This is a genomic window from Microcoleus sp. CAWBG640 (genome assembly GCF_020883015.1).
GTDB lineage: Bacteria > Cyanobacteriota > Cyanobacteriia > Cyanobacteriales > Microcoleaceae > Microcoleus > Microcoleus anatoxicus.
Genome location: NZ_JAHRFC010000001.1, coordinates 62,058 through 79,007 on the forward strand (window position 1 = coordinate 62,058; position 16,950 = coordinate 79,007).

The 16,950-nt window shown below is 42.8% G+C and carries 15 protein-coding genes and 1 pseudogene; 5 read left to right on the plus strand and 11 right to left on the minus strand.

All coding sequences use genetic code 11. The features are described from left to right. Positions 1–17: 17 nt before the first annotated feature. Together AAFP11_RS00270 and AAFP11_RS00275 are read right to left on the minus strand one after the other, a co-directional pair. Positions 18–347 (minus strand): DUF2605 domain-containing protein, encoded by a 330-nt coding sequence (locus tag AAFP11_RS00270; RefSeq protein ID WP_341735197.1) that lies wholly within the window; start codon positions 345–347, stop codon positions 18–20. A gap of 304 nt (positions 348–651) precedes the next feature. Next, a pseudogene (locus tag AAFP11_RS00275) lies at positions 652–1,101 on the minus strand (RNA-guided endonuclease TnpB family protein); the annotation flags it as partial. A 227-nt stretch (positions 1,102–1,328) separates the two neighbouring features. Here AAFP11_RS00275 and thrS point away from each other — a divergent pair. Beyond that, positions 1,329–3,158 (plus strand): threonine--tRNA ligase, encoded by a 1,830-nt coding sequence (thrS, locus tag AAFP11_RS00280; RefSeq protein ID WP_341735198.1) that lies wholly within the window; start codon positions 1,329–1,331, stop codon positions 3,156–3,158. A 275-nt stretch (positions 3,159–3,433) separates the two neighbouring features. On the opposite strand, the gene AAFP11_RS00285 is transcribed toward thrS, so the two are convergent. The 4 genes from AAFP11_RS00285 to AAFP11_RS00300 form a co-directional block, all read right to left on the minus strand. Next, complete coding sequence (locus AAFP11_RS00285) at positions 3,434–4,750, minus strand: homoserine dehydrogenase (protein WP_341735199.1); 1,317 nt, start codon at positions 4,748–4,750, stop codon at positions 3,434–3,436. A gap of 71 nt (positions 4,751–4,821) precedes the next feature. Continuing rightward, positions 4,822–5,703, minus strand: a complete 882-nt coding sequence (locus AAFP11_RS00290) for a hypothetical protein (protein WP_341735200.1) — start codon at positions 5,701–5,703, stop codon at positions 4,822–4,824. 258 nt (positions 5,704–5,961) lie between these two features. Next, positions 5,962–6,654 carry a Uma2 family endonuclease gene (locus AAFP11_RS00295; RefSeq protein WP_341735201.1) on the minus strand — a complete coding sequence of 231 codons (693 nt, stop codon included), beginning with the start codon at positions 6,652–6,654 and terminating at the stop codon, positions 5,962–5,964. Positions 6,655–6,781: 127 nt separating this feature from the next. Next, a complete protein-coding gene (locus AAFP11_RS00300) occupies positions 6,782–7,987 on the minus strand; it encodes a ferredoxin-NADP reductase (protein ID WP_341735202.1) in 1,206 nt (401 codons plus the stop codon). Between the two features lie 91 nt (positions 7,988–8,078). Between AAFP11_RS00300 and AAFP11_RS00305 the strand changes: the two genes are divergently transcribed. After that, entirely contained in the window at positions 8,079–8,330 is a 252-nt protein-coding gene (locus AAFP11_RS00305; protein WP_341735203.1) for a hypothetical protein, read from the plus strand. Between the two features lie 138 nt (positions 8,331–8,468). On the opposite strand, the gene AAFP11_RS00310 is transcribed toward AAFP11_RS00305, so the two are convergent. Then, positions 8,469–8,624 carry a hypothetical protein gene (locus tag AAFP11_RS00310; protein ID WP_341735204.1) on the minus strand — a complete coding sequence of 52 codons (156 nt, stop codon included), beginning with the start codon at positions 8,622–8,624 and terminating at the stop codon, positions 8,469–8,471. Between the two features lie 246 nt (positions 8,625–8,870). On the opposite strand from AAFP11_RS00310, the gene AAFP11_RS00315 reads away from it, so the two are divergent. Then, positions 8,871–9,875 carry a phosphoribulokinase gene (locus AAFP11_RS00315; protein ID WP_341735205.1) on the plus strand — a complete coding sequence of 335 codons (1,005 nt, stop codon included), beginning with the start codon at positions 8,871–8,873 and terminating at the stop codon, positions 9,873–9,875. 73 nt (positions 9,876–9,948) lie between these two features. Here the strand turns inward: AAFP11_RS00315 and AAFP11_RS00320 are convergent, their stop codons facing one another. Genes AAFP11_RS00320 through AAFP11_RS00335 form a run of 4 tightly spaced genes read right to left on the minus strand, consistent with a single transcriptional unit; the run spans position 9,949 to position 13,796 of the window. Then, a complete protein-coding gene (locus tag AAFP11_RS00320; protein WP_341735206.1) occupies positions 9,949–11,145 on the minus strand; it encodes a restriction endonuclease in 1,197 nt (398 codons plus the stop codon). A 7-nt stretch (positions 11,146–11,152) separates the two neighbouring features. Beyond that, on the minus strand, positions 11,153–12,793 hold the full coding sequence (locus AAFP11_RS00325) for an AAA family ATPase (protein WP_341735207.1): 1,641 nt from the start codon (positions 12,791–12,793) through the stop codon (positions 11,153–11,155). A gap of 41 nt (positions 12,794–12,834) precedes the next feature. Then, positions 12,835–13,299, minus strand: a complete 465-nt coding sequence (locus AAFP11_RS00330) for a hypothetical protein (RefSeq protein WP_341735208.1) — start codon at positions 13,297–13,299, stop codon at positions 12,835–12,837. Between the two features lie 2 nt (positions 13,300–13,301). Beyond that, on the minus strand, positions 13,302–13,796 hold the full coding sequence (locus AAFP11_RS00335) for a papain-like cysteine protease family protein (protein ID WP_341735209.1): 495 nt from the start codon (positions 13,794–13,796) through the stop codon (positions 13,302–13,304). A gap of 213 nt (positions 13,797–14,009) precedes the next feature. On the opposite strand from AAFP11_RS00335, the gene AAFP11_RS00340 reads away from it, so the two are divergent. Continuing rightward, a complete protein-coding gene (locus tag AAFP11_RS00340) occupies positions 14,010–15,662 on the plus strand; it encodes an FAD-dependent oxidoreductase (RefSeq protein ID WP_341735210.1) in 1,653 nt (550 codons plus the stop codon). Positions 15,663–15,880: 218 nt separating this feature from the next. Next, a complete protein-coding gene (locus tag AAFP11_RS00345) occupies positions 15,881–16,918 on the plus strand; it encodes a helix-turn-helix transcriptional regulator (RefSeq protein ID WP_341735211.1) in 1,038 nt (345 codons plus the stop codon). The last annotated feature ends 32 nt before the right edge of the window (positions 16,919–16,950 follow it).

The window sequence follows — 16,950 nt, forward strand, 5'->3', positions numbered from 1 at the left end:
TTTAATTGGAAATCACCTTATCTGCCAAGCTTGGCCGACTGGGATGAGCGAAATCGCGACGATACTTGCCAGCATTCTGCCAGAAGCCTGTGCCACGGCATCAGGGCGGCGGTTTCAATCCCAACTTGACCTCCGGTTGCTTGAAATAAAGCGATCGCAGCATTTACTTCGTGCTGAGCTTGTTCAACTCTCCCTAACAAGTCCGATTGTGCTTCACTGCTCAAAAAGGCGATTTCCTCAGTTTCTAAAAGAGTTGCCGAGCGAGCAAACCAGTATTTAAAATCCTCTAACAGCGGTTGCAGTAAGGATTTTAGCAATTCGGCTTCCGGCAAGTCGGGATTAAGCATGGATCAAAATTGGGTTATTTATCTATTGTAATCTTAGATGCTATTTACAAATTGTAACATTTTTTTAACAAAAATTCAACTTATGGGCGATTGTTAAAGCCGACGAGGGATTTGGGATTGGGGATGGGAGACAAGAACCCTAGGCATGAATCCAGACATTGCACCTCGGCTGCTTTCAGTAAATTCGCCAGATACCCCAAAGCATTAAGTGGGCGGTTGTTCTGATGTCTTTAATGTCAGGAAAAGTCTATGAAACTGCCGTTTAGTATCATCTCCCAATCTGATTGCCACATCCCGAACACATTACATTGATACAAAACTGGGCGTAGTAGCCGTCGGCACGACGTACAACTCTGATTCGTTTAATCTCGTCGGGCGCATACAAATGCAAATCCCGATTGCCGATTAACTTAAACTTCCCAGCAGCAAAACCATCTTTAAATGTTAAATGCCTTTTGTCGGCAGAAAGCTCCCACCCCGAAGTTTTATATTCTACGGATCGACTGTGTTTTTTGAACTGCGGATATCCCTTTTTTCCTGGTTTCCTGGCTTTGCAGTTAGCAAAAAAACGTTGAATAGCAAAAATGGCACGTTCGGCAGAGGCTTGACGTGCCATCGAGTTAAGTTTGCCTGCCCATTCAAACTCTTTTGCCATGACGGCACATTGTTTGTATAGATCGACAAGCTTAATCCCTTGATTCTCTGTCCAGTATTTAAGAGTTTTGTTTCGGACAAATTGAGCTGTTCGGATCATTTCGTCAATGATTCGATATTGCTCCGCTTTGCCCTTTAACTTAAACTCTATTGCTATCATGGGAATAGTTTACCATCTTTACAAAAATTTTCGCGTACAAAGTGTGTGTATTTCACAATTTTTTACTGGTTTCGGAAGTTAAAGCGGTCCTACAAGGAGGGGGCTTTCAACCCATTTTTCTGGTAAGATAGAACCCAGTGCAACTAAATTAATTGCTAAATCAACCGATGTCTAGCTCAGAATCCCTTTCCGTTTCAGAACAGCCCGCTAAAATTGATTTGCCCCGCACCAGCGAGTCGGAGCAACTAAAAAAAATTCGCCACACTACATCCCATGTCATGGCGATGGCGGTGCAGAAATTGTTTCCCAAGGCCCAAGTCACCATAGGCCCTTGGATTGAAAACGGTTTCTACTATGACTTTGACACTCCCGAACCATTTACGGAACAGGATTTAAAAGCCATTAAAAAAGAGATGACCAAAATCATCAACCGCAAATTGCCTGTAATTCGCGAAGAAGTCAGCCGCGAAGAAGCACAAAGCAGAATTCAGGCAATTAACGAACCTTACAAATTAGAAATTCTCGAAGGTTTGATCGAACCCATTACCCTTTACCATTTGGGCGACGAATGGTGGGATTTGTGCGCCGGGCCTCACTTAGACAATACCAGTGAATTGAATCCAAAGGCGATCGAACTCGAAAGCCTAGCAGGAGCCTATTGGCGCGGGGACGAAACCAAAGCCCAGTTACAACGCATTTACGGTACTGCCTGGGAAACCCCCGAACAATTAGCAGCCTACAAACACCGCAAAGAAGAAGCCCTAAGACGGGATCACCGCAAATTAGGTAAAGAATTAGGCTTATTTATCTTCGCCGATGCAGTAGGCCCAGGCTTGCCTTTATGGACACCAAAAGGCACTGTTTTGAGAAGTATTTTAGAAGATTACTTGAAACAGGAACAAATCAAACGGGGCTATCTGCAAGTAGTAACTCCCCACATCGCCAGAGTCGATTTATTCAAAATCTCTGGACATTGGCAGAAATACAAAGAAGATATGTTTCCGCTGATGGCAGAAGATGAGGAAGCGGCTGCCAACGAACAGGGTTTTGTCATGAAACCCATGAATTGCCCCTTCCACATTCAAATTTACAAAAGCGAACTCCGCTCCTATCGGGAATTGCCGATGCGCTTAGCAGAATTCGGCACAGTTTACCGCTACGAACAATCGGGAGAATTGGGCGGTTTAACCAGAGTTCGTGGCTTTACAGTGGATGATTCTCACTTATTTGTCACCCCGGAGCAATTGGATGCAGAATTTTTGAATGTGGTAGATTTGATTTTATCAGTATTCAAAAGTCTGCAACTCAAGAATTTCAAAGCCCGTTTGAGTTTCCGCGATCCCAATAATTTGGATAAATATATCGGTTCCGATGAAGCTTGGGAAAAAGCTCAGGGTGCGATTCGCCGCGCCGTAGAAACTTTGGGAATGAACTATTTTGAAGGAATTGGGGAAGCGGCTTTTTACGGCCCGAAACTCGATTTTATTTTCCAAGATGTCTTGGACCGGGAATGGCAATTAGGAACTGTTCAGGTAGATTACAATTTGCCTGAACGTTTTGACCTGGAATACGTTGCTGAAGATGGCACTCGCAAGCGCCCGGTGATGATTCACCGCGCTCCTTTCGGTTCTTTGGAAAGATTAATCGGAATTTTGATCGAGCAGTATGCGGGGGATTTCCCACTATGGTTAGCGCCGATTCAAGTGCGTTTGTTACCTGTTAGCAGTGAATTCTTGCCCTTTGCGAAGGAAGTAGCTGCGAAGATGAAGGCTTTAGGCATTCGCGCTGAAGCTGATGAGAGTAATGAGCGTTTGGGTAAATTGATTCGTAATGCAGAGAAGGATAAAATTCCGGTGATGGGTGTTGTCGGTGCTAAGGAAGTTGAGGCGAATAGTTTGAATATTCGGACTCGTGCTTCTGGGGAGTTGGGGGCGATTTTGGTTGATGAGGTGATGGTAAGATTACAGGCGGCTATTAGTAGTTACGGGGATTTTTAGGGATTTTTTTTACCCCAGATGCACGGAGATTAACGCAGATGATATTTTGAGATTGTCTGCGTTTTTCTAATCGAATGGGTAAAATAGTAGAATTAGCAGTCCTGGACGCAAAAAACCCGTTTTATTTAAAAAATCGTCGCTCTCTGGCCTGTGATATTGACGCAGAAACCGGGTTTTTGACCCCCCGTGCGTTCAGGACTGATCGAGGGCGGGTTTGAGAGTTTGTCAATTATTGGCAAATATTTTTGGTGAAACCCGCCCTTACAAATTAATTTTTACAAAACTCGCAGAATACTAGCAATGCTATGAATGGATTCCATCGCCCTAATTTCCGCGATCGCCTGTTGGAAATTGCCTTCTTTAACATCGTGACTCACGACTACAATTTCTGCTAAATCGCCATGAATTCCAGTCTGCACAACAGATTGTAAACTAACTTTGTGGTTCCCGAAACAAGTCCCTAATTTGCCAATTACCCCCGGAGTATCGCGAGTCAGGAAACGAGCATAAAACCGCGTTACCAGTTCCTCCATTTTTGCTATTTGGCAATAGTGTTGGTGATTGCAACTGAGCAAAGGATGGGGAATCGGAACAGTTTCGGTTTTCAGAATAGCTGCAATGTTCAGAATATCGGATACTACCGCACTAGCGGTGGGTCCGGCACCGGCACCGCGCCCGTACAGCATCAATTGCCCGATCGGCTCTCCTTCTACTAAAATTGCATTATAAACACCGTTGACACTGGCCAGCGGATGAGTTTTTGACACGCAGGTAGGATGCACCCGAATTGAAATAAGTTCGTTTTCTTTATCCCCATTTTCTTCCGTAGTTTGGCAGTTTTTTTGAGCAATTGCTAGCAACTTAATTACAAATCCCAGTTTGTCTGCATAGTCAATATCAGACGCCGTAACTTGTCTGATACCTTCGCAGTAAACATCTGCTAATTTAATCCTGCCTCCAAAAGCTAGGGAAGCTAAAATAGCGATTTTATCAGCAGCATCTAATCCATCTACATCCGCTGCGGGGTCAGCTTCAGCGTAACCTAATTGCTGTGCGTCGGCGAGGACTTCACCAAAGTCTGCACCTTCTGTTTGCATCCGTGTCAGGATGTAATTAGTTGTGCCGTTGACGATGCCAATTACGGTTTGAATGCGGTTTGCACCCAAGGATTGTTTGAGAGTTTGGATGACTGGAATGCCGCCACCGACAGCAGCTTCTAACATTACATAAACGCCTTTGGCGTTGGCTGCTTCAAATATTTCTTGACCGTAGCGGGAAATCACAGCTTTGTTGGCGGTGACAACGTGCTTACCGTTAGCAATAGCCTGGAGAATGAGCGATCGGGCAGGTTCCAATCCCCCAATCAATTCTACTACAATATCAACTTCCGGGTCAGTGACGATCGCTTCCAGGTCAGTTGTCAGCACATTTTCTGGCAATTGTAAAGACCGAGTTCGATAAATATCGCGCACACCCACCCGATAGATTTCCAATTCCTGCAACAGCGGATGGCGGCCATCTGTAGAGAGCAAAATCTCTGCCGTTCCCGCGCCAACTGTACCCAAACCTAGCAAACCAATTTTGAAAGCCACGACTTTGACCCGTAGAAACTCAATTAATACACAACTATTGTAAAATATTTTGGACTAAAGTATCTTAATTACTAGATATCTGTTGGAAAAATGCCGACAGTAGCTTGATATAGTAAAACATCTCGCGAACTAATTTTTCCTAAATTGGGTGCTAAACCCTCGAATCTCACTAATACTTGCAGAGCCGTTAATTCTTCTTCTGAAGTTGCTAGGCGAGCGCCCAATTCTGGATCTACTTCACGCACCCAATCAGGAAAAGTACCCAGCCAAAAACCTTCTGAATTTTGCTCTTTTATCTTCTTGATCTCTGAGTAATTTTCCAAATCTTCACGCACTGCTGGAGGAACAATAAGCATTGTGTTCCACCCTTGCTCGCGATGAAGTTCACAACCTAGAAGAGCCGCACATACAGTTTTACCCGTTCCTGGCCCACTCTGAACTAACCAATTGTTTGTAGACCATATCCCCTGCTGCATCAACTCAGCAAATGGCTGTTTTTGGTAACGGGTTAGCACTGGTGAGTAGCGATAATAGTTGGCATAAATAAATTTGTACCAACGATCTTCTTCTTTGTTCCAATTACTATCTTCTAGTGAAAATTCATAAGCTGGATGATCTACTAGCGCGGTTCCTTGAGGTTTATTCAATTCTTCTATTGCCTTTATTGCCTCTATTTCCAGCGGATCTGTGCGATCGCGACTGTCAAACACCCGATCGTAAACATCTCCTCGCAAACCAGCTTTAATCACTACAATATTGCCAGAATCTAGTTCCCAGATCACACGCAGTTGACCTTGACGAGTTCGCCACAGTTTTTCATGTCCCTGTAAACTTCTAACATTTTGATGGCTGCCTTGGCTCAAACCACTGATAATCTGGTAAACTATCTGAAAATTGTCATAAGATAGTTTTTGTATCTCGCGAAAGGCTGCCCGAATAATTTTTACTGGCATAGGCTACTTTCTGACCCTCGTAATCCAGAATCTTGCATATCATTATTATTTAATAATCACATAAATTTTGAGATTTATACTTGTGTAAGTAAATTTAATAAAACCTAGCAAACCAATTTTGAAAGCCACGACTTTGACCCGTAGAAACTCTAATCTACAATCATTGTATGCTAATCAAGCAATTTGTAATTTAACTAAACTCAATATACAGATCCCCGACTTCTTTAAGAAGTCGGGGATTTAATTTGGTATGAAAATTCAAACTTCTGTGTCGATATCTACCCCCATTTGTCGAAGCCGCTGTGATAATCTTTCAACTTGCTGTTCTAGCTGCTGTCGCTGTGCTTGTTCTTCTCGAATTAAATCTTCCACTAGCGGCGGAGAGAGCACTTGATTCACCGATAGAATAAATTCAGCGAACTGTACAGACTGAACTTGCTGTCCCGGCAAAAATTCTTGCTGAGAGTAACTACCTTCATTTTCAGGACGGCTACACACTCGTATTTTCGGTTGATTTGGGTCTACAATCCAATATTCCGGGATGTCAATCAAGTCATATTCTGCCCGTTTACGGATGTAGTCATCCCGCCAATTTTGACTGGTAACTTCAATCACTAAAAGTGGTTTTTCTTCAAAATCCAGAATTGCGGAACCAGGTTTAGCACAGACTTGTTCCCAAAGACTTTGAGTGCAAATCATTACATCAGGAACGCGCGAAGAATTTTCCTCGGTTCGGACTGCGGTAGTCACAACTGCAACTAGCGGTAGATTGTGTGCTGCAAAGAAGCATCGGAACTGGTAAACCAAAAATTCAATGATTTTGATATGTATAGCTGTGGGTGTTGGCATTTCAATTATCTGTCCCCGATATAATTCATAACAAACACCTGATTCTCCCTCATAGTTCAGATACTCTTGAAATGTCAGTTTTTGGGTGGAAATTAAGACCATATTCAGTCATCTCCCTTTTTCTGTGAGCTTACTGTATATTATATACTAATTTAGTTTTACACCTGTCTAAAACAATTATAGGGCGAGCAAAGCCCGCCCTACAACTGAGATTAAATCAGGCTACACATTAATAGGTTTCAACGTGCCAGCGATGTTCTTTTTTCAACTGTTTTTGATAGGCAGTCCAGTCAACATCATACTTGCTAGATGCCGCCGACATTCCTTCATCAATGCCGCCTTCCATGCCCTTCAAACCACAGATGTAAGTGTGAGTTTTCGGCTTTTGAACTAATTCCCACAGTTCATCAGCGTTCTCTTGAATCCGGTTTTGAATGTACATTTTGCCGCCGTCAGCATTCTTTTGCTCGCGGCTGATGGCATAAGTCAATCGGAAATTATCAGGGAACTCTCGTTGCAATTGCTCCAACTCTTCTTTGTACAGAATGTTGGGAGTGTAAGCAACTCCAAAGAATAGCCAAGCTAAACCTTTGAATTTGTACTCTGGATTATTTTCCTTGAACATCCGCCACAAATAAGCGCGGAAAGGAGCAATTCCTGTACCAGTCGCCATCATAATAATGGTGGCATCCTCATCGTCAGGCAATAACATTTCCTTGCCTACAGGGCCAGTGATTTTGACCTCAGCTCCCGGTTCCAAACCAGTGATAAAAGTGGAACAGACACCAAAGACTTGTTCGCCAGTTTCTGGGCTTTTGTACTCTAGCCTGCGGACGCATACAGAGACAGTTTTGTCATCCACATCATCTCCGTGACGGGTAGAGGCGATCGAATAAAGCCGAATTTTGTGAGGTTTGCCGTTTTTATCGGTCCCATCGGGAATAATGCCAATACTTTGACCTTCCAGATAGTGCAAATTGCCTCCAGAGATGTCAATTTTAACGTGACGGACAGTGCCGTCGCCGCCTTCTTTGACCAATTCTTCTGTAGAAATGCACTTGCCAATATAGGGATTAGCCGGCTTGTAGAGGTTAACTGGAACCTGAACCTTTTCCTGTGCTTGAGTCATGGGCTTAGTTGTTTCTCCAGATTTCTGACTCTGTTGTCCAAGTTCTGGTGCTACAGTGCCATGAGTTTTGGGAGCGTCGTTGGAGGGTCGAATGCTGACTATTTTGCCACCCATGCGAGTAATCCTCCGCATTTCCTGATTCATGCGATCGTAGGGGACGGCGATAAACACGTTACCACTACGACGAATCGGGCTAGTTGTTTGGTCAGTTTCGGAGCTTTGACGCATACCCTCGACTTCATAGACAAAGATGCGACTGCCTGATATGGAGCTGGTCGCAACACCAGATATGCTTGGGCTGTACATTTGTTGCTTTTCCTTCACGATACAGAGTTATAAAGATAGAGAATGTGACCGTAGACTCAATTTACTTTTTTCTTAAGGTCATCGGGACTAATTGGTCGCGTTAATCTTTGAGCCTCGCCGCCCAGGGCGGGTGTGTCAAGTTTTGCTCGATCGCGTCCCCAATTCCCAATTAGCCGAACACGCCCCGCGAACCTCGTCCGGCTGCGTTCAGGTGTTGACCTATAGCTATTGTTGTCTGCGTACTGCGACTATTTTACCCGATCGCGGGATCAGCCCCCATAAGTCCTTTCGATCGGCGGCCGGCGATGGAATACCGCATCGGGCAACAAATGACTCCTATTGACCGACAGCAGCCAGCTACAAGGTTCTGGATTTATTCCTGCACGTCTGATGACTGAGGGCGTTAATTCTCGAATCGAAAATCGAAAATCGAAAATCGATCGACGTTGAGCTTGTAGTGGGCGATCGCATTCTGGTAAGATTAATCACTAAAGTTAGCTAGACAGGCGGGAATCCCCAGCCCATAATCTTTGATTTGGGGTGGGATGAGAGCCACGCGAGGTGAGGAGCGATCCTGCCAGCGATGTTGGGCGCAGCCAACCAGCATTCTTTGGGTGGCGAGGAGACGAGCACTCATTGTAATAATTCTCGTAAAATACTCATATCTTGGATCGCAGAATAACAATCTAGGTCTAGATAAAACAGCTTTTATGTGACAAGTGGGGCGAGACGTTTTCCTCACTATAAAACGCCGTAGAGGGAAACGATTGGAGTACCTTGAAGGAAGATCTTGATATCCTTGACCGGACTCAGATGCCTACAACATAACGCTTGCGGTTGGTGTAGGAGCGTCACTAAACAGTGATTTTTTTAGAGGAAAACTATGACAACTAAGCCGGATCGCGTGGTTTTAATTGGCGTTGGCGGAGACTCCGGTTGCGGAAAATCTACTTTTTTGCGCCGATTGACAGATTTGTTCGGGGAAGATTTCGTTACTGTAATCTGTCTGGACGATTATCATTGTCTCGATCGCAAACAGCGCAAAGAAACAGGGATTACAGCCCTTGACCCCAGAGCCAACAATTTCGACCTGATGGCCGAGCAGATGAAAGCCCTCAAAGAAGGCCGAGGAATCGACAAGCCGATTTACAACCACGAAACCGGCCTGCTCGATCCTCCTGAGTGGGTAGAGCCGAATCATGTGATTGTGATTGAGGGATTGCACCCGCTGTACGACGAACGAGTTCGAGATCTCCTCGACTTCAGCGTCTACCTAGACATCAGCGACGAAGTAAAAATCGCTTGGAAAATCCAGCGCGACATGGCGGAACGAGGCCACCGTTACGAAGACGTGCTGTTTGCGATCAACGCTCGCAAACCTGACTTTACGGCTTACATCGACCCACAAAAGCAATATGCCGATGTGGTAATTCAAGTATTGCCGACCAATCTAATTAAGGATGACAAAGAGCGGAAAGTTCTGCGGGTGCAGATGATCCAACGCGAAGGCGTCGCCAACTTTGAGCCAGCATATTTGTTTGACGAAGGTTCAACAATTAACTGGGTTCCTTGCGGCCGGAAACTAACTTGTTCCTATCCAGGAATTAAGATGTATTACGGACCAGACTCTTTCTACGGCCACGAAGTATCGATTTTGGAAGTAGATGGTCAGTTTGAAAATCTCGAAGAAGTGATTTACATCGAAAGCCATTTGAGCAAGACTTCTGCGAAGTATGAAGGCGAGTTAACTCACCTATTGCTTCAACACCGCGAATATCCTGGTTCCAATAATGGAACTGGTTTGTTCCAAGTGTTGGTGGGATTGAAGATGCGGGCGACTTATGAGAAGTTGACTGCGAAGGAATCGAAAGTAGCTGTTAGTGTTTAGAACCAGAACATGAAAGATTTGGGAGGCGCGATCGCGCCTCTTTTTTTGTGGAGAAATGAACCGCAGAGAAGAGTTAGGGCAGGGTGTTTGGAAGTAGAGAGGTTAAGAAGGTTTTTCCGGCTTCATTGAGGTCGCTATCTAGCGAAAAAGTTAGACTGCGAACTTGGATATCACCATGTTTTATATCTAGTGGCTGTTTGAGATTTTGCGGGTAGATGAGAATTGCATTGTGGCAGTTTAACGCATTGGCGTAAGCAACTATTTGATTACGATCACTACTGGCTACTTGATCGGGAGCTTTGTATTTGGTATCGAGGACATACAGGACTTTATTTGTTGCAATATCGCACAGTAGTAAGTCAATCTTATCGAAATAATTTTTGTCATGTGTGACTAGGTGTTGTGGTTTGACAAAAAAGCCTTTTGGTGTATTTGCTTCGAGCCATTCAGCGACGAAAAGTTCATATAATTTAGGCATGTCTATGAGAAAAGGCAGCATTTCGCGATCGCCTTTTTCGTGACTGGGCCCTGTGTTATCTAAAAAGAATCGACATAAGGCGTGTAAAAGTTGATAATCTTGATTCAGACGGTGATAAGTGCGATCGATACAAGCTTCTGATTTAAAAGGTTTTAATGTAACAAATCCTTGGAGTGCGTGAAAGGCTTTTCGCACAGTGGATGAAACAGATTCACCGCACAAACCGCTGCGGCCAATGATGAAAAGTGTCCAAGCGAGTATTTGATTATCTTCGATATCGCCTGTTTGTTCGTGATAGTGGCATTTTAGTTTAACATCCCAAGGTTTTTGCAGGGCCGATCGCAAATCGACGCGGCCGCGAATGTAAGCGAGTCTTTCGGTTTTGGATAAGTAATCGCGATATAATCCTTTGCGACAGCGTTCGAGAATTTTCTGGGCAAGAATGTTAGCTAATGTCTCGTAAATTTGTTCTAAAAATTGGCACTGAATCGATCCTTGGGGAAATTTTATCTTAAGCTTGTAGGCATAGTCAAGCATTCCGAATAAGTTGTTTATGGGAACCTTTGGGCGGATGGCGATGTGAAATTCGGGAGTAATTGGAATGTTGCCAACTTTGCCGTTAGATTTTAAGTGCCATTTATCTCTTGTTTTAAAGTTGGGAAATTCTATCTCTATTTCCTTGCGATAATTTTGGTGTATTTTTTGTCCTACTGATTCGGGGATTGAGTCTCGATCTAAAATTCGTAATTCATATTCTGTCAGTTTGATGATTTGGGGTAATTCTCGTTTCATAAGATTATCACTTGCTCAATTCATCTTTGATTTTATCCCAGAGAAATTCATCTATTTTTGCCTGGTTATCAAAGAAGTATTCTTCGAGGTATGGCTCGATTTCCATTTGCCAAATATCTTGGATATCTTCAGCTAAGGTTTTTGTCAAAAAGAAGGAGATGCCTAGTTCATAGTGTTTGTTGTTAATTGCCCGATTGACATTTCCTAGGATGCTAGTTAATTTATCAACTGGGAAACCTGTTTTCTCTCTCTGGTGATACTGTCGCAGCACTTCATAGTTTGGATAGATGGGAATGAATGCGAAACGGCGGCGGAGTGCGTTATCGACTAAGGCAATAGAACGGTCTGCGGTGTTCATTGTGCCGATGATACGGACATTTGTAGGGATTCTGAATAGTTGGCCGCTGGCTAGTTTAACAGTGCGATCGCGATCGTCAAGCAAATACATTAACTCTCCAAATACCTGAGATAAATTTGCACGATTAATTTCATCAATAATGAGAACGCAAGTGTCTTCACAGACTTCGGCTTTTTCGCAGAATTCTAGGAACCTACCGGGAACTATTGGATAAGTTAATTGCCCATCTTGACTTTGGGGACGGATGCCTTGAATAAAGTCTTCATAAGTATAAGCTGGATGAAATTGGATAATGTCTGAGAAACCGTCACCGCCACCGACTAAGTGTTGGGCGAGTTTTTTAGCGAGGAAGGTTTTTCCGGTTCCGGGCGGGCCTTGGATGATGGCTTGTTGCTTGCGGTTAATGGTGTGTATCCATTGGGTTAGTTGGGTTGTTTGAAAACCAGTAGTTTCGGAAATTTTTTCTAGTTGATATACTGGATTAAATTCCTTTTCATATACTGAAAAATATTGACTTATAAGAAGAGGTAAATCATTGTCGTACAGATTTGAAATCACAAATAATGGAAATACTTTTTTAAACGTTTGTGCTATTATCTGAATTAACTGTTGTGCAGAATATCCTAATACTTCTTCTGCTTCAAGCGATCTAGCAACCTGAATGTTAGTAATTTTATGCTGACCGTCAAATTTTAGTGTTTGTTTGGCAACTAAAGAAATAATACTTTCTAATAATTCATAAATACATTTTTGAGGTTTCATTATTGTCAGACGATATTCATGCACAGGGTAATTACAACGAATTATTTGGTTGGTTAAATAGCAATGATATTGATTAGGAAGATTATAACGTTTAAGGATATCGATTGCCAATGGGTCATTTATATAATTGCTTTCATAATTATCTCTAAAAATATCAATATCGTTAAATTCGGCACACAAACCAAAAGTTAAGTCTTGGTTGTCAAATCTTAGCACTAGGCGAGCATTATCTATATAATTGATATCTCCATAACCCAAAGACACACTGTAAGCTACTGATTGTAAACCTTTTGTTTCAACGATCTCTCCAAATTGCTCCCACTTGATATTTATATATTTTTTTATAATATCAGGTAACAGCTCTTCGACCTGGCTTAAAATATATTTCAAGGGATTTTCAAGATACTTCAAAAAATCTTTTTTGTGTGCTATGTAAAAATCTGAACTTGGGTTTTCATAAAATTGTGCCAATAAGTTAAATGTCTCTGCTGAAAAAGGACATTCAGGATGTACAAAAACTTTTTCCATTTTTTCTGTATTTTTCAGATGACTTAATTGTTATTCTTAAATTATTGTAGCCGATCGCACTGAACATACAAAGACTCCAGAAACCTCACAGCTTCATCAAGCACAGCTTCCGGTAACTGTTCGAGAATCGCGATCGCCCTTTGACGAATTTCTCCATCCACTGCTGTTGTTTGCTGCGATTCAGTATCTGCTAAACTGTTATTTTCAAATGGCTTTTGCTTCGATAAAGCCGTTTCTGGAGTGACCAAGACGCCGACATCTGCCGGAAGATTGACAGTTTCACGATTGTAGTATTTAACAACCAGATTTGTCACATTCATCGCTACCCGCTGATTAAATCTGAAAACCTCTGAAAAAGTGCGATCGCCACGAGTCGTCTGAAGTAAATGTTCTCCAACTCGATTCACTTCTGTTGTAAAAATAAATTTTTGTGTATCCGTACCAACAGACAGCACAACCTCGTGAGTATTAGGGGCGATCGCAGATTGAATAGATAAAACTTGCACTTTCATCGTTTTAATGAGTAAACTGCTTGAAGGTTCCAGTAATTCAAAAACTCTGCTAATTCCATTTTATATTTTGTAGCATTCCAAGGGTCGCGAATCATAATTTTTCCTGTATCATCAAGTCCATCAACAATGACTATATGACCCAAGTCAGCTAAAGTTTCCCACAAAATAGCAGCCCAAGAACCAGTAGTAATTAATACCTCAACTATTTCAGAATTTGTGGCCCCAGGAATAGACACAGTACCACCCAACCAAAATCTAGAACTGCTTGTATCCAGAGTATTGAGTGCGATTGCTAAATCTTCAATATTTACAGGAACTCCTGTTTCAGCCGCAATTAAAGATTGGTTTGCACCATAAACCCCGCGATCACCGAGGAGCATTGTACCACAAGCAGGGCCACATGATAACTTATCTTGTTGTTGGACGACAGCCCGATCGGCTATTTCATCAATAACTTGCCAATTGCCACCAGCCCCAGACAATCCTACCATAACATCAGTCTATCGTTTTTTACTGATGCTTTGACAATAGCAGCAGAGTGTTACGGCTACTACAAGTTGTGAATTAACTTAATATTAATACTACTCCCAACCGTTGCCGGAAAAATTAAACTTGTGCCGCAATTACCTAAATGTGGTATATTCAACCCCGTAAACCCTGAATTGTACTTTCAGGTATCCCAAATTCATCAACGAGCCAACTAAATGCTTCCTACTTTCAAGAAATTAGCCGCCATTGCCATCTTTTTTGTAGCCATAAAACTTTTAGTTGACTCTCCCTATTTCAAAGAAACCAAAGATTCGATCGCCCACCGAAACGAAGCAAGTGCCACATTAGACCCCCCAAGCCTGCGCCAAACAGCCACAAACAAGCCCCCAGCAGCAGCTCAAACACCAGTCGATCGCAACTTTGATATCGTAGTCTATGGCGACGAAGTACCGGGGATATGTGCAGCTATCTGGGCCAAGAAAACCCTAGGTGCAAAGGGAAAAGTAGCGGTAGTGCGATCGAACCATGAAACCGCAATGTTAGGTGGCGTACTCACCCGCGGCGGCTTAGGCTACGTCGATTTAGATAAAATCCCCGATTGGTACAACCAACCCTACGCCCAATGCTTCCGGGAATTCTTAGACAAAGCGAAAGTTCCCGAATCTTGCATAGAACCAAAAACGGCAGATAAAGCACTGAAAGATATGCTTTCAGAGGCAGATGTTCAACTTATTTCCAACTCCACTCTTGTTCCCCACGTAGTCGATCGCAAAATTGAATATGCCGAAGTAAAAGACAGTGGAGTTAAAATCAAAGCTAACTCTTACATAGACGTAACTCAAGATGCCGAATTCGCCAGAAAAGCCGGATTATCCTATTATACAGGATATGAATCGCAAAACATCAAATCCAAAAATGAAACCTTAGCGATATCCATAGTTCCGACAATTACCGGCTTAACGATGTCCGACCTCCGCAGAATGGAAGATGACATTCTTTACAACACCCCTTTAGTAGAAAAAATTAAATCCAGCATTACCAAATATAAAGATGATGCCAGTACCGAATTTTGGATGAGGAATTTCCTAAGCACGATTTATCAAGCCTACCGAGACGGCTACAATATCAGAAGCGTAGCCCTCGGAGCGGCCTATCATGTAGACAGAAATTTGCCCTTTACTCAAGACAAAGGCTTCTTTTTTGACAAAGCCAATATTTGCGTTTATCAAGACAATTCTATGTCATGGAACGGCTTCCTATTTAAATATCAAGTTGACCAACTGATAAAGATGGAAGCTAACGACAGAAAACCGACTCCTGAGATGCTAAAAGAAATGTCATATCTGCAAGAATGGCTACAAAAAAAATCGGGTAAAGATGTGAGAGTATTTATTCCAGATGAAGCTTACATCAGACAAACTTTGAACGTTCGCGATGTGGTAGCACCGCTGACAGGACAGGAAATTATTAAAGGAGGAACAGAGGCCGAAAAGTCGATCGGCAGTTTTTCCTACGATTTCGATTTACGAGGCGGAGTCAAGGATTTGTCATCCAGAATTCCACCACTGCCGATGTATAATTTTGGCATAGAAAGTGCATTGGCTAGCAAAGTGAATAATTTGGCGATCGTCGGGCGATCTTCAGGGTATGTTGGTATGGCAGTATCAGTCGGGCGCATTGCGACAGTGAATATTTATCAAGGACAAGGTGTGGGCGTGGCGGCCGGTTTGGCTAGCAAGTTGGGGGTACCATTGAATACAATTACTTCTGCTAAAACGAGAGCAACTTTGGAGACTTTGACGGGGAAAACTACTTATTTGTCGGGGAGAGATACGAGTTATGGGGTGGATTATAAGGAAGTGAAGTAATCGAGGTGAAGAGTTAAGAATGAGAGAAAATAAATTCGTAGGGGCGAAGCATTCGGGCGATAATCATGGAAATATACGCAAAATACTAGACCCGAATGCTTCGCCCAACCCAACACAAAACCCCCATGTAAGGATAATGGCCATGCAAAATTTCCAGGCATAAATTTCGATAATGCGGTTGATTCGTGGGGCGGGGCGAAGCATTTGGGTCATGATTTATGCACACCGTATTAGATTTTTTGCCAAAATGCTTCGCCCCTACAGTTGGTGAATTTTATGCTGTATATCTTATATTATTATTATGGTGGGGTATCAACTATGACGATTTGATTATGGCCTGGGATTTGAATATTGAAATCAACGATCCAGAGATCTATATTAAGCAACTACCGACAATAACTAAACATATTCCCCATTCCAAAGATTACAAAATTCAATGGCGACTTGCGAAGTTAAAGAACTTCGAGCTCCTGAATGTTGTTTGGGAAGCTGGGAGTACATATACCGCCGGATATACTTTTCCTGGAAAAATAGTTTTCACATTTTTTGACGGCGATCATGTATTCAAAGTTGGGTCTAACGAATTCCTCGTGGACGATCGACATCTGGGGATAAGTGAGCCGGGAGGCGAACTAATCCGTCTTCAGCACTCACCCAAATACAGTGCAATCTCAATTTATATAGATGAAGCTCGATTTTTAACTGAACTGAGCAAGTATCTTGACAAGCCGATCGATCGTCCCAAGCTGATGCCAATTGTCGATCGTACCACTGTTTACGGTCGATCGCTATATCAAATGGTCATGACGCTGTGGAATTTGATTGACACGAACGGACATCCACTGGTAATTGAAAATTTAGAACTTGCTGTTTTCTCAACCTTAGTCCAAGGTTCATCTTACAACACTTTAGATCCACCAATTATTAAAGTATCTGAAATTTCGATCGCCCGCGTGCGAGAGGCTGCCGAATACATCCGGGCTAATATGAAAAAAGAGCTGACAATTGCACAAATTGCGATCGCCATGAACTGTAGCAGTCGTTCTTTGCAAACTGCTTTTGCTCGTCATTACGGTGTTTCTCCCAGTCAATTCTTGCGAACTGCTAGACTTGAAGCCGCTCGTATGGAGTTAATGGAGAGCAATAAAACGATTACAGAAATTGCTTTTGAATATGGTTTTTACAATCCTGGTCGCTTTACAAAATACTTCCAGCAGCACTTTCAGAAAAAGCCTTCGGACATTTTGCGAAACTAATCTTTCGCAATTTGACTAGCGCAACCAGGCAG

Excerpts from the sequence above, each read along its gene's own strand:
- AAFP11_RS00270 (WP_341735197.1), bottom strand. The coding sequence starts at position 347 with ATGCTTAATCCCGACTTGCCGGAAGCCGAATTGCTAAAATCCTTACTG.
- thrS (WP_341735198.1), top strand. The coding sequence starts at position 1,329 with ATGTCTAGCTCAGAATCCCTTTCCGTTTCAGAACAGCCCGCTAAAATT.
- AAFP11_RS00290 (WP_341735200.1), bottom strand. The coding sequence starts at position 5,703 with ATGCCAGTAAAAATTATTCGGGCAGCCTTTCGCGAGATACAAAAACTA.
- AAFP11_RS00295 (WP_341735201.1), bottom strand. The coding sequence starts at position 6,654 with ATGGTCTTAATTTCCACCCAAAAACTGACATTTCAAGAGTATCTGAAC.
- AAFP11_RS00300 (WP_341735202.1), bottom strand. The coding sequence starts at position 7,987 with ATGTACAGCCCAAGCATATCTGGTGTTGCGACCAGCTCCATATCAGGC.
- AAFP11_RS00310 (WP_341735204.1), bottom strand. The coding sequence starts at position 8,624 with ATGAGTGCTCGTCTCCTCGCCACCCAAAGAATGCTGGTTGGCTGCGCC.
- AAFP11_RS00315 (WP_341735205.1), top strand. The coding sequence starts at position 8,871 with ATGACAACTAAGCCGGATCGCGTGGTTTTAATTGGCGTTGGCGGAGAC.
- AAFP11_RS00320 (WP_341735206.1), bottom strand. The coding sequence starts at position 11,145 with ATGAAACGAGAATTACCCCAAATCATCAAACTGACAGAATATGAATTA.
- AAFP11_RS00325 (WP_341735207.1), bottom strand. The coding sequence starts at position 12,793 with ATGGAAAAAGTTTTTGTACATCCTGAATGTCCTTTTTCAGCAGAGACA.
- AAFP11_RS00335 (WP_341735209.1), bottom strand. The coding sequence starts at position 13,796 with ATGGTAGGATTGTCTGGGGCTGGTGGCAATTGGCAAGTTATTGATGAA.
- AAFP11_RS00340 (WP_341735210.1), top strand. The coding sequence starts at position 14,010 with ATGCTTCCTACTTTCAAGAAATTAGCCGCCATTGCCATCTTTTTTGTA.
- AAFP11_RS00345 (WP_341735211.1), top strand. The coding sequence starts at position 15,881 with ATGCACACCGTATTAGATTTTTTGCCAAAATGCTTCGCCCCTACAGTT.